Annotated in this window: 11 protein-coding genes and 1 pseudogene; 9 read left to right on the plus strand and 3 right to left on the minus strand. The window is 42.3% G+C overall.

The window, feature by feature from the left end:
- Window positions 1-125 precede the first annotated feature (125 nt).
- From CZ502_RS08120 to narI, 4 genes are read left to right on the plus strand one after another with little or no spacing between them, the layout of a single operon-like run.
- Window positions 126-3,791, plus strand: coding sequence for a nitrate reductase subunit alpha (locus CZ502_RS08120; protein WP_076461395.1), 3,666 nt, complete (start codon window positions 126-128; stop codon window positions 3,789-3,791).
- Complete coding sequence (narH, locus tag CZ502_RS08125) at window positions 3,781-5,340, plus strand: nitrate reductase subunit beta (protein WP_076461397.1); 1,560 nt, start codon at window positions 3,781-3,783, stop codon at window positions 5,338-5,340. The genes CZ502_RS08120 and narH overlap by 11 nt, the downstream gene beginning before the upstream one ends.
- Window positions 5,333-5,911, plus strand: coding sequence for a nitrate reductase molybdenum cofactor assembly chaperone (gene narJ / locus CZ502_RS08130; RefSeq protein ID WP_076461399.1), 579 nt, complete (start codon window positions 5,333-5,335; stop codon window positions 5,909-5,911). Before narH ends, narJ begins: the two co-directional genes overlap by 8 nt.
- Complete coding sequence (gene narI / locus CZ502_RS08135; RefSeq protein ID WP_076461401.1) at window positions 5,904-6,593, plus strand: respiratory nitrate reductase subunit gamma; 690 nt, start codon at window positions 5,904-5,906, stop codon at window positions 6,591-6,593. The genes narJ and narI overlap by 8 nt, the downstream gene beginning before the upstream one ends.
- A 95-nt stretch (window positions 6,594-6,688) precedes the next feature.
- Here the strand turns inward: narI and CZ502_RS08140 are convergent, their stop codons facing one another.
- Window positions 6,689-7,582: a DMT family transporter gene (locus CZ502_RS08140; protein ID WP_076461403.1), complete on the minus strand. Its 894-nt coding sequence runs from the start codon at window positions 7,580-7,582 to the stop codon at window positions 6,689-6,691.
- Window positions 7,583-8,060: 478 nt separating this feature from the next.
- On the opposite strand from CZ502_RS08140, the gene CZ502_RS08145 reads away from it, so the two are divergent.
- The 3 genes from CZ502_RS08145 (at window position 8,061) to tnpA (CZ502_RS08155) (ending at window position 9,684) form a co-directional block, all read left to right on the plus strand.
- Entirely contained in the window at window positions 8,061-8,321 is a 261-nt protein-coding gene (locus tag CZ502_RS08145) for a type II toxin-antitoxin system RelB/DinJ family antitoxin (protein WP_076461409.1), read from the plus strand.
- On the plus strand, window positions 8,311-8,637 hold the full coding sequence (locus CZ502_RS08150) for a type II toxin-antitoxin system PemK/MazF family toxin (RefSeq protein ID WP_076461411.1): 327 nt from the start codon (window positions 8,311-8,313) through the stop codon (window positions 8,635-8,637). The genes CZ502_RS08145 and CZ502_RS08150 overlap by 11 nt, the downstream gene beginning before the upstream one ends.
- Window positions 8,638-9,204: 567 nt before the next feature.
- Complete coding sequence (tnpA, locus tag CZ502_RS08155) at window positions 9,205-9,684, plus strand: IS200/IS605 family transposase (protein ID WP_076461413.1); 480 nt, start codon at window positions 9,205-9,207, stop codon at window positions 9,682-9,684.
- A gap of 157 nt (window positions 9,685-9,841) precedes the next feature.
- Here tnpA (CZ502_RS08155) and tnpA (CZ502_RS10790) read toward each other — a convergent pair.
- Both tnpA (CZ502_RS10790) and CZ502_RS10795 read right to left on the minus strand, forming a co-directional pair.
- Window positions 9,842-10,192, minus strand: a pseudogene (tnpA, locus tag CZ502_RS10790) (IS200/IS605 family transposase); the annotation flags it as partial.
- Window positions 10,180-11,094, minus strand: a complete 915-nt coding sequence (locus CZ502_RS10795; RefSeq protein WP_200804230.1) for a LysR family transcriptional regulator — start codon at window positions 11,092-11,094, stop codon at window positions 10,180-10,182. The pseudogene tnpA (CZ502_RS10790) and the gene CZ502_RS10795, both read right to left, overlap by 13 nt.
- Before the next feature lie 131 nt (window positions 11,095-11,225).
- On the opposite strand from CZ502_RS10795, the gene CZ502_RS08170 reads away from it, so the two are divergent.
- Window positions 11,226-12,326, plus strand: coding sequence for an NAD(P)-dependent alcohol dehydrogenase (locus CZ502_RS08170; protein WP_076461415.1), 1,101 nt, complete (start codon window positions 11,226-11,228; stop codon window positions 12,324-12,326).
- 12 nt (window positions 12,327-12,338) lie between these two features.
- Window positions 12,339-13,088: a cupin domain-containing protein gene (locus tag CZ502_RS10895; RefSeq protein ID WP_234982457.1), complete on the plus strand. Its 750-nt coding sequence runs from the start codon at window positions 12,339-12,341 to the stop codon at window positions 13,086-13,088.
- Window positions 13,089-13,132 lie beyond the last annotated feature (44 nt).

Below are 13,132 nucleotides of genomic sequence, written 5' to 3' on the forward strand. Positions count from 1 at the left end.
TTAAAAATATAGGTATTTCCCTAGTCGTAGTATAACAGCTTTGATGATAGTCTTTATATTAGGGAAAAGGCTTACTTTAGACTTGTCGTCTTTAGTGCCAATCCATTAAGGGAGGTTTATCAACGATGAAGTCACGGTTCTTTAATAAAGTAGAAAAGTTTAATGGAACCTTTACACAACTCGAAGAAAACAATCGTCGTTGGGAAAAGCTTTATCGCCAACGTTGGGCCCATGATAAGGTCGTCAGAACAACCCACGGGGTTAACTGTACCGGTTCATGTTCCTGGAACGTTTACGTAAAACAAGGGATCATTACCTGGGAACACCAGGCGACCGACTACCCATCGTGCGGTGCAAATATGCCAGGATACGAACCACGGGGATGTCCGCGGGGCGCCAGTTTCTCCTGGTACGAATATAGCCCGGCCAGGATCAAATATCCCTATGTTCGGGGACGCCTATGGAAATTATGGACCGCGGCAAAGAAAGAACATGAAAACCCACTGGACGCCTGGGCAAGCATTGTTGAAGATCCAGCAAAGGCCAAGGAATACAAGAGTGTCCGTGGCCGCGGTGGCTTAATCCGGGTTCACCGTCAGGAAGCACTTGAATTAATTTCGGCTGCTAGCCTGTACACGATTAAAAAGTATGGGCCTGACCGGATTGGTGGTTTTACCCCAATCCCAGCAATGTCAATGATGAGCTTTAGTGCCGGTGCCCGTTTCATTGCCTTACTCGGTGGGGAACAAATGAGTTTTTACGACTGGTATGCTGACTTACCACCAGCTTCACCACAGATCTGGGGTGAACAAACTGACGTCCCTGAATCAGCAGAGTGGTACAACAGCTCTTACATCATCATGTGGGGGTCAAATGTGCCCCTGACCCGGACCCCGGATGCCCACTTTATGACCGAGGTGCGGTATAAGGGGGCCAAGGTTGTCGCCGTTAGCCCTGACTATGCGGAAAATGTTAAGTTTGCGGATGACTGGCTGGCACCGCACCCTGGTAGTGACTCTGCCGTAGCCCAAGCGATGACCTATGTAATTTTAGATGAGTTCTACCACAAGCACCCGGTTGACCGCTTCATTAATTATTCTAAGCAGTACACCGACTTGCCATTTGTCGTCGAACTCGAACCAAGCTTGGCCAACAGTGACCACTTTACCGCCGGTCGCTTTGTCCGGATCAGTGACTTAGTGGACGACCAGACAATCGTCAACCCCGCCTGGAAAACGGTCGTTTATGACCAAAACAGCCAGCAAATCGTGGTACCAAATGGGACGATGGGCCAAGAATATGATAGTAAAGAAAAGTGGAACCTAGAATTAAAGGACCAGGATGGCAACGTCATCGATCCTGCCTTATCAATCAATGATCAGGCAGGGGAAAGCGAAGAAGTAGTGATTGACTTTCCGGCCTTTAGTAATGAAGGAAATGACGTGGTAGTCCGCCACTTACCAGTCCGCAAGATTAAGTTTGCTGATGGTAGTGACCACTACATTACCAATGTCTATGACTTGATGATGGCCCAAATGGGAATCAACCGGACCGGTCACGATGAATTAGCGGCCAAGGATGCCCATGACGCGAATAGTTACTTTACCCCAGCGTGGCAAGAAAGTCGATCAGGCGTAAAGGCGGACTTAGTCATCCAAATTGCCCGTGAATTTGCCCAAAACGCTGCTGATAATGATGGGGCAAGCATGGTCATCATGGGTGGTGGGGTTAACCACTGGTTTAACGCCGATATGAACTACCGGACGATCATCAACATGCTGATGCTCTGTGGTTGTATCGGGAAGACCGGTGGTGGCTGGGCCCACTATGTCGGACAAGAAAAGCTCCGACCACAAGAAGGCTGGGCCAACATCACCTTTGCCAATGACTGGACCAAGGGTGGTGCCCGCCAGATGCAAGGGACGACTTGGTACTACTTTGCCACCGACCAGTGGCGGTACGAAGAAATCGATAACCAGGCCCAGAAGTCACCAGTTTGGCAAAGTAAGCACTCGTACTTGCACAATGCCGACTACAACCAATTGGCAATCCGCTTAGGTTGGCTCCCATCCTACCCACAATTTAACCGGAACCCATTGTCTTTTGCTAAGGACTATCAAACGACTGATATTGATGATATTTCCAAGCGCGTCGTTGAAGAATTAAAGCAGGGGAGCTTGCACTTTGCGGCTGAAGACCCTGATGCCAACGAAAACCAGCCAAAGACCTTCTTCTTATGGCGGTCAAACCTCTTTGCCTCGTCTGGGAAGGGTGCTGAATACTTTATGAAACACCTGCTGGGCGCGGAAAATGGCCTGCTAGCAAAGCCAAATGACCGGCGAAAGCCTGAAGAGATGATCTGGCATGATCAGGCCGCAACTGGAAAACTTGACTTAGTAGTTGACATGGACTTCCGGATGGTTTCAACGCCAATGTATTCTGATGTGGTCTTACCAGCTGCTACTTGGTACGAAAAGAAGGACCTTTCATCAACGGATATGCACCCGTTCATCCACCCATTTAATGATGCAATCAGTCCAATGTGGGAGTCAAAGTCCGACTGGCAACAGTTTAAGCTCCTAGCCAAGACCTTCTCAGAAATGGCGGCTAAGTTCTTCCCTGGGACCCACTATGACTTGAAGTCAGCACCACTGGGTCACGATACGCCAGGCGAAATCGCCCAGCCATTTGGTGAGATCAAGGACTGGAAGAAGGGCGAAGTTGAACCAATCCCTGGTAAGACGATGCCATCATTGACCCTCGTTCCCCGGGACTACAGTAAGGTTTACGAAAAGTTCATCACGTTGGGACCAAATATCGTTAACAATTACCCATACGATGTTAAGGACCAGTATGACTACCTGAAGGACATGAATGGGACCGCTGATGAAGGAATTGGTGCTGGCTGTCCATTACTTGATGAGGACCAAAAAGTCTGTGATGCCATTTTGCGGATGTCAACCGCGTCAAACGGGAAGCTAGCTGACCGCGCATGGCACAAGAAGGAAGCCAAGACCGGTGAACACTTAACTGATATCGGGAGGGGACATGCCGATGATGTAATGTCATTTGAAAAGATCACTGCCCAGCCGCAAGAAGCATACCCAACCCCAATTGGGACTTCTGCTAAGCACGGTGGCGACCGCTACACCCCATTCTCGTTAATGACCGAACGGAAGATTCCAAACCGGACATTGACAGGACGGGAGCAGTTCTACGTTGACCATGAAGTCTTCCGCGAATTTGGGGAAGGACTGGCAACCTACAAGCCATCGCTACCACCAATTGTGATGGCCCCTGCTGATATAGACGTTGAACCAAGCGACGATGAGATCACGCTTAAGTACATGACGCCGCACGGGAAGTGGAACATTCACACAATGTACTACGATAACCTCGAAATGCTGACCCTGTTCCGTGGTGGCCCAACAGTGTGGATTAGCCCAGAAGACGCTGACAGGCTCGGCGTGAAGGATAACGACTGGCTGGAAGCCTATAACCGGAATGGGGTCGTAACTGCCCGGGCCGTCGTCTCTGTCCGGATGCCAAAGGGTTCGATGTACATGTACCACGCCCAAGATAACGAAATCTATGAACCGCTGTCGACAATCACTGGTAACCGTGGTGGATCGCATAATGCGCCAACTCAAATCCATATCAAGCCAACTCACATGGTCGGTGGCTATGGTCAGTTGAGTTATGCCTGGAATTACTACGGCCCAACTGGGAACCAGCGGGACTTATACGTAAACGTACGCAAGTTAAAGAAGGTGAACTGGAGTGAAGATTAAAGCACAAATCGGGATGGTCTTAAACCTCGATAAATGTATCGGGTGCCATACCTGTTCAGTTACTTGTAAAAACACCTGGACTAACCGCCCCGGTGCCGAGTATATGTGGTTTAATAACGTTGAAACAAAGCCGGGGGTTGGTTACCCGAAACGGTGGGAAGATGAAGAACAATACCATGGTGGTTGGACCTTAAATGCCAAGGGAAAGCTCCAACTGCGGGCTGGTAACAAGCTAAACAAGATTGCCCTTGGGAAGATCTTTTACAACAACGACATGCCCGAAATGGACAATTACTACGAACCATGGACCTATGACTACAAGACCCTCTTTGGCCCGGAAAGAAAGCACCAACCAGTCGCCCGACCAAAGTCACAGATCACCGGGGAGGACATGGAATTAACCACTGGTCCCAACTGGGATGATGACTTAGCCGGGTCAACGGAGTATGTTGAACAAGACCCGAACATGCAAAAGATTGAAGGGGACATCAAGGAAAACTTCAAGCAAGCTTTCATGATGTATCTGCCGCGGCTATGTGAACACTGTTTGAATGCTCCCTGTGTCGCTTCTTGTCCTTCTGGGGCCATGTATAAGCGCGATGAAGATGGGATCGTCCTCGTCGACCAAGAACGGTGCCGGGGCTGGCGTTTTTGCATGACTGGCTGCCCATACAAGAAGGTCTACTTTAACTGGAAGACCCACAAGGCGGAGAAGTGTACCTTCTGTTATCCACGGATTGAAGAAGGTCAGCCAACGGTTTGTGCAGAAACTTGTGTCGGCCGGATCCGTTATATTGGGGCGATGCTTTATGATGCTGATCGGGTAGAAGAAGCTGCTTCAACCCCTGACGAAAGTAAGCTCTATGAAGCTCAATTAGGACTATTCTTAGATCCCAACGATCCTGAAGTCGTTGCACAAGCCTTAAAAGATGGGATCTCAGAAGAAATGATCGAAGCGGCCCAAAAGTCACCGATCTACAAGATGGCGGTCAAGGAAAAGATTGCTTTCCCGTTGCATCCCGAATACCGGACGATGCCAATGGTTTGGTATATTCCACCGCTATCACCAGTAATGTCGTATTTTGAAGGCCGCGACTCAATCAAGAATCCGGAAATGATCTTCCCAGGTATTGACCAAATGCGGGTGCCTGTCCAATACCTCGCCAGCCTGTTAACAGGTGGAAACGTCCCAGCAATTAAGCAAGCGTTATACAAGTTAGCAATGATGCGGTTGTACATGCGGGCAAAGACGAGTGGTAAGGATTTTGACACCAGTAAGTTGGAACGGGTCGACTTGACCGAAGCTAGTGCAACGTCTCTTTATCGCTTACTGGCAATTGCCAAGTATGAAGACCGCTTTGTCATTCCGCGTAGTCAAAAGGCAGAACTTGAAGATGCGCAAAGCGAGCAAGGTGGCCTAGGCTATGACGAATGTGAAGGCTGTGCATTAGCGCCACAACACAGCAGTATGTTTAAGCAGGCTGAAGCTGGCAAATCAACCAACGAAATTTATGCGGAAAGTTTCTATGGAGGGATCTGGCGTGATTAATTTTAATCGTCTTGCGGGACTGCGGGAGACATTGGCGGTCCTTTCACAACTGATTGATTATCCGACCGCGGATACCTTTTCGCCAGCAAACCGTAAGCAAATTGAAGATGATGGTGAGTTGACGCAGGAAGAAAAAGGGCAGTTACTATCATTGTTTGACCAGCTAGCGAAAGCAAGCCTGCTCGACCAGCAAACAGATTACACAAACCTATTTGAAATGAACCGTCGTTATACCTTGTACATGTCCTATTACAAGATGACAGACTCCCGCGAGCGGGGGACCGTGCTGGCCAAGCTAAAGATGCTCTATGAGATGTTTGGTGTTAGTGAAGCGACTAGTGAGCTGTCGGACTACCTGCCACTTCTTCTTGATTTTCTAGCATGTGGGGACTATTTAGGTGATCCACGCCGAGATGACTTGCAGCTGGCACTGAGCGTGATTGAAGATGGAACTTATAACCTCCTTAAAAACGCGATTGTTGACAGCGATAAACCGTATATTAAGTTAATTAAATTAACGCGGACGATTATTGGTTCGTGTGTGAAAGCAGAGGTGAAAGCAGATGCATAATGGTTGGTCGATCTTTTTCTGGGTCGTATATCCATACGTAATGCTGGCATCGTTTTTCATTGGTACTTTTATTCGTTTCAAGTACTTTCATGGCAGCATTACTGCTAAATCAAGTGAACTTTTTGAAAAGAAAATGTTGATGGTCGGGAGCATTGTTTTCCACGTTGGGATTATCCTGGCTTTCTTTGGACACTGCCTGGGGATGCTGGTTCCCAAAAGTTGGACTGCCTACTTTGGGATTACTGACCACATGTACCACCTGTTTGGTTCATTGATCATGGGGATTCCCGCTGGTTTACTGGCCTTTGTCGGGATGGCTATTTTAACCTACCGACGAATGACCGTTGCCCGGGTATATAAGACGAGTAGCCTGAATGATATTATCGTTGACTGGGCTTTGCTCATCACGATTATCCTTGGATTAACTTGTACCATTAGTGGGGCCTTTATCGACTTCGACTACCGGGTAACGATTAGCCCGTGGGTCCGGAGCCTCTTTACCCTCCATCCCCAGTGGCAACTAATGGCAACTGTACCGTTAATTTACAAGATCCACGTCCTCTGTGGCTTTGCAATCTTCGGTTACTTCCCATACACCCGGTTGGTGCACGCCCTGACATTGCCATGGCAATATATCTTCCGTCGCTACATCGTTTACCGGCGCCGAGTTAATGCTTATTAGTACTTGGTTAGGAAAAGCACTATCGGTCGAGTACTCTTAATTATATTAAAAAGCCTGTTAGCAAAATTCAGCTAGCAGGCTTTTTAGGTACATTTTTAATTTCGTTGCTGGGTCTTGGTAAAGGTAACAATTGTACTAGCGATGACGACTAGTAATGCACCACCGACAAGGGAAGGTGTTATTTCAACTGGGAAAAAGAAGGCGGAGTAGATGATAACAATGACGGGGCCAAAAGCTCTGACAATGTTTGCTTTACCAGCAGAGATGAATTTTAAGCTGGTATAGAACAGTAAGAGTGACATAAAGCCATTGAAAAAAGCACCACCAAAATTAAAGGCAATTGCAGAACCGGAAAGATTGCTAAATGAAGTCCGAGTTGCAAGGGCAAAAATAAGCAATAGAATTGCAGAAGTAGTGTGATTGTAGAAAAGAACATCACTTGGTTGGTCGTCACTGACAAGGTGCTTAGCAGTGATATTATTAGCAGCATACATTAGAGGGTAAATGAAAGCACAGACGATCCCCCAAGTATTGTCACTTAATTGTAGTCGACCTCCAGAAATTAAAAATGAACCAATGATACAGAGAATAATAGCTAAATAATCCCATCCCTCAATTTTTTCTCGTAAGAAAATATATGACAGGACAAAAACGTAGACGAGATACATTCTAGCAATTAGTGTAACAGTAATTGGGCTGAGTAGCGACAATGCAACATATTGCAGAATAATCCCAATCGCATTTGTTCCCCCTAATAGCCACAGCCAAGGGTTCTTTAATGTTGCAAACGAAATGGATCGGTGAGTAATTAGAACGGTTGCATAAACAAACACGGCAGCAAAGACGCTGGTAAAGATTCCACCGACAACCGGTGTAAGACTAGTTAACGAAAATTTATTCAGTACCGGGCTAATACTACTAAAGAGTAAGGAAATGAGGTTTAATTCAACACCCCATAGCTGGCCCTTCGAGACAGATTTTGCATTCATAAAAAAGCTCCTTTCATTCTACTAACATCATAGTGGAATGAGGAGCCGATACAATTAGGATTATTACTAATAATAAGTTGCAAAGCTTTTAGTGGTAGCCAGAGGATTAGAGGCAGTAAAATTGAAACAACAGCTTTAATTAGAAACGATACAAACTTAAAGCTCAAAAGTGAAATAAAAGAACTAATGCTAAGAGGATCTAGTACAGTTAAAATTTCATCTTATATCTCAGCACAGGACATTTCGTTAATTAAAGTAGGACAAATGTAAGGCTTAAAATCGGTAAGAACCTTCCATCGCCAATGATTCTTCAAGGTGAAATTAAGAATATAAGTGTTGTTTCCGATATCTAATAACTCAAATGAAACAAGTAAACAATTGGTAATAACAATGGAAATTTTAGTTAATGATTTCAAACGACAGCATACTGCTTGAATGTAATCACACTATATCGTAATATAATCATGAGGTGATTATAATGAGTTCAAAAGTACAGGTTAATATCGATTCAAATTTAAAGCGGTCAGCCGAAGATATTATAAAAGCGGTTGGCTTGACCCCAACGGCAGTAATAAACGGAATGTACAAAGAAATTGTTGCTACGGGGAAAATACCGCTTAGTTTTTCTTTAACCCCACAACAAATGGCTGAATTAGAGCTAAAAGAGGTTTCTAGAAAAGTCCCAGTTCGTGAAATTGAGTCAAAAGAAGATTTTGAGGATTTCTTCAATGAAGATTAATGAAATCTATACCGCCTATGTGTCATGGGGGAGTGATGGGAAAAGGCGTCCTGTTTTAGTGATAGAGGACACCAAAAGGAATGTTTTTTGCTACAAAATAACGAGTAAGTTTGCTCAAAAATCTGCGAAAATCAAAAGAAATTATTTTCCGCTATCTGACTGGCGTCAAGAAGGATTAGTTAAACAATCATATGTAGACATAGGAAATATTTTTAAGTTGTCAAAAGAGAAAATTACTTTTAAGTTTGTTGGTGAATTATCATTAAAAGACATGAGAGCACTAACTAGATTTATCCGCGAGCGTTACAATATGTAAGGAAAGCACGTCTTTAAAAATAATACTTACGAAAGAATTTTTTATTAGTTAATTGGAAGGAGAATATAAGCACGAACACACAGAAAATGATAGATATGATTTTCGATGAAGATGCAGATTTAATAGATGGACTAAAGAATTTGTAATATGGAATCTTTAACCGAAAATAAATTTTAATAATTAACAGCCATTTATTGAGCAAGCAGGTGAGGGAATTAAGGGTGCCCAATATCCTGAAGAATTGATTTTGGTAGTTGAGCAACCACAAATGGTTGTATACCGCTGCCGATGGTAAGAATAATGCCCACACAGTAAGTATCAATGACTTACTTGGCAATTAGTAAAATATTGATTTTAAAATAAAGAAAGCATTGTCTACAAAATTAGGCAATGCTTTTTCTATTTAGTGTCTTTAGACCTGGTTGAGTACGCGAACGAAGTGAGTGTGCGAAACAAAAAACCACCTGCTATGCGGGTGGACAATAATCATTATATAAAAAAGCCTCTTTTGCCTTAAGATGAAGGTGTTCAAGCCAAAGTCAAAAAGGAAAAAGAGGTTAAATAAATATGGCTAATAAATTAAACAGTTTAGCCCATACGAAGTGGATGTGTAAATACCACATTGTATTTATACCAAAGTATAGACGGAAAGTAATCTACAATCAATATCGAAGGGATTTAAGAGATTATATCCGCTTGTTGTGTAAGTATAAAGTTGTCGAAATAATCGAAGGACATATGATGTTAGATCATGTTCATTTACTATTAAGTAAACCGCCAAAGCTAAGCGTATCGCAGTTCATGGGATACTTAAAAGGAAAAAGTGCATTGATGATGTTTGATCGGTACGAAAATTTAAAATATAAATATGGAAACCGGCATTTTTGGGCAGAAGGCTACTACGTAAGTACAGTTGGGATGAATGAAGCCACAATCAAGAAATATATCCGAGACCAAGAAAAGCATGATATTGCAATAGATAAATTAACAAGCGTGGAGTATTCAGACTCTTTTAAGGGTAAGCGAAGTGATACGAACACCGCTTAAAGTGGTAGCGAAGTAGTCAGAGCATTTTGGCTTGAGCAAAGCGAAAGCCAGCGCCTTGAGACGTCGGCTTTTCGTATCGGCTTATAGCCGATGTGCAAACCACCCGTCAAACGGGTGGTTATGATTTTAATGATAAACGGCCGGAAATCCCGTGACTTTAGTCATGGGATGGATAGGCCCTCCTGCGTTTGTTAGGTCGCTTTATCTTTTGCTCTTCGTTATATTTTTGATCATTGATATATTTTTCTACTACGTCTTTGCTCATATTACCTAGCGTACTCATGTAATAGCTAGGTGACCATAAGTGTCCGTCCCAATACTGAGATTGACGAATTTCGGGGTGCCGTTTGAGAAAGATAAACGCACTACGGCCCTTGAGCGCCTTGATAACACTAGTTGCTGCTTTACTGGGTGGAAAACTAATTAATACGTGGACGTGGTCTGGCATTACTTCCATCTTTTCGATCTCAATATTGTTATCTTTTGCTACCTGTCTTAAAAACTGTCTAGATTAAGGACGTCTGCAACTAACTTACATGCTTTAATAAACTTTTTTAATGTCATACTACTATTACCTTTTCTATAAATAAGCTTAAACGAGAAGCTTTGGTCAATGTTTGCTTCTAATGGTAAATAGTTTATCTGTTTATCATTAGTTAATAATTTAACCAAGTTAGAAGGGTAAAAGGAAATAGCTTTACCAAGGCTTACTAGTGTCTGCATTTGCTCAAAAGAATGGACTCTCCTTACATCGACACCATGGCCTATTTTTCCTAAATTTTGGAGAAAAGCACGTCTCAAGTAGTCTGATTCCTCATTACTGTAGTAGATAACTGGTAGGGATTTTACCATCTCTGTTGAAATTACCTTACTATCAGTTATTAAATACTGACTGATTCCTAACAACATTTTGTCATGATCTACAGTTATTGAAGATAAACCAGCTTTTGATAGTTTTTGATTAAAGCCGTAGTCATCCATAATAAAAGCGCAATCTAAATCACCCATTAGAACATCAGTAATCAAATGTTCAACACCTTCTTCAGTAATTATTGGGTCGATTTCAGATCGTATTTTGTAAATTCCTTGTTTTAAGATAATTGCGTCAAATGGTGAAAAGTAACCAATAGTTAATCTTGGTTGATACACTTTGTTCATATTTTTTAACTCTGAACTAGTATCTCTTACTAAATTGATGACTTTTAGAGCACGTTGTTTAAAGAATCTGCCAGCCATTGTTAATTCAATCTTATTTCTACTTCTAATGAATAATTGAGTATCTAGTTCTTCTTCTAGGCGTTTCATTCGTTCGGATACTGCACGCTGAGTTATTAAGTTTTTCTCTGCAACTTTTTGAAAACTTCCTAATTCTGTTACTTCCAAAAACATTTGAAATTGTTCTAAATTCATTATAAATTCCTAGCCGTATATTAATATTCGGGAGCCATAACATTTAATATCTCTACAGCTCCCATCCCCAATGGTACACTATGGTTGTTCAAAAGTTAACAATTAGTTACATAAAAAGGAGATAATGAGTCTTGCAAATTAGTGCAGCATTAGTAAAAAATCCCGGAAACTCGCTTAAAATAAAGAACCTTAATCTGGATGATCCTAAGGATAATGAAGTATTAATTAAGATAATTGCTTGTGGTATCTGTCACACAGATGCAGTTGGGCGAGACGGTGGTACGTCACCATTACCACTAGTATTAGGACATGAAGGTTCGGGTATAGTGGTTAAAACAGGAAAAAAAGTTAATTCGGTTAAGCCAGGCGATCATGTTGTACTTTCCTTTAGTTATTGCGGTGAGTGTGAGAATTGCCGAAATGGACACCCAGGAATGTGTGAAAAGTTTAATCAATTAAACTTTGCTGGAAAGAACTTTGATGGTACTAATCGGATTTCAACTAATAACGGAGAAAAGGTAAATACATTCTTCGGTCAGTCTTCTCTTGCCAATTATGTTGTTGTAAATGAAAACGGTGTGGTCAAAGTTGATAAGGACGTTGATTTGTCCCTACTTGGACCACTGGGTTGTGGAATTCAGACTGGAGCAGGTACTGTTCTTAATTACATCAAGCCTAGAGAAGAGCAATCGATTGCAATCTTTGGTGCAGGTGCAGTTGGATTAGCAGCGGTAATGGCTGCTAAAATTGCTGGCGTAAAGCACATTATTGCTATTAATCACCATGGTAACCGCCTTTCACTTGCTCAAGAACTTGGTGCAACTGAAGTAATTGATAATTCAGAGGTAGATGCAGTTAAAGCAATTAAAAGAATTATTCCTCGTGGTGTAGATTATGCAATTGACACTACAGGAAATACAGGGGTAATTAAATCAGCTATTGCTAGTCTTGCTCCGGCAGGTGAATGTGTTCTAGTTGGAGTAGGTGGAAACATTGAGCTTAACTTAATGAGTGATCTGCTACTTGAATCTAAAAAGCTTTCCGGTGTGGTTGAAGGTGACAGTAAGCCACAAGAGTTTATTCCTAAGCTTGTTAAGTACTATAAAGAAGGTCTCTTTCCATTTAATAAACTTGTTCGCTTCTATAAGTTTAATGATGAAGATCTTAATAAAGCCTTTGATGACTCAAAGAACGGTAAAGTCGTTAAACCTATTGTTGTTATAAATGATTAGGAGAAAAATAAAATGGATAAGGAATTAATTGAAACACTAACATCTGGTAAAAAACCATTACAAAAGAATAATTCATTAGTTAATGAAGAAATCTATGATGCTCAGTATGTAAAGCAAGAAAATGTAGATATGCAAATTGATGAAGTGGAATTACCAGCATCTACTAATTTCAAATGGAACCATGATGTTAATAATCTTATTCTTATTATTTTAGATGGAAAAGTTCTTGTTAATGGATCAACTATGTGCTCTAAAGGTGATACCATTGTTGCTCCAGCTGGGCAAGAAACATCATTTACCGTTGATGGAGAAAACGCAATTCATGGGCTTGTAATGGTTCGTGAAGAAAGCAAACACCTTACAGCACCTATTATTACAAATGTTAATGATAAGCCTTGGATCCCATACGTTGAAAATGGGCATGTTCATCTTTATCTGAAGAATGTCCTGACACCTGACGAAATTGGTGGGTGTGTAATGTACCTTGATTATCCTGCTGGCCATATTACAGAATGGCATGATCATTCATTCACCCATGCTGCATATATCACTGATGGTGTATTTATAAACGAATCTCAATTTGATCAACAAGAATTATACTTTGGGCCGGGGGCGTTTGTTTGTGGACCAAAAGGACAAGTTATGCGTCATGGGGCAGCGCCAGAGCAAAACTGTCATTGTTACTTCCTAACTGACCGGCCATTCTCACTTCATTATCTAAATAAAGAGGATGTTGACAAAGTACGCCATGAATCTCTTTAATATATAGACAATTATAAAAAACCTACAGCTCAAAGAAAGTCGTA

The sequence above is a fragment of the Limosilactobacillus caccae genome, from assembly GCF_900156885.1.
Classification (GTDB): Bacteria; Bacillota; Bacilli; order Lactobacillales; family Lactobacillaceae; genus Limosilactobacillus; species Limosilactobacillus caccae.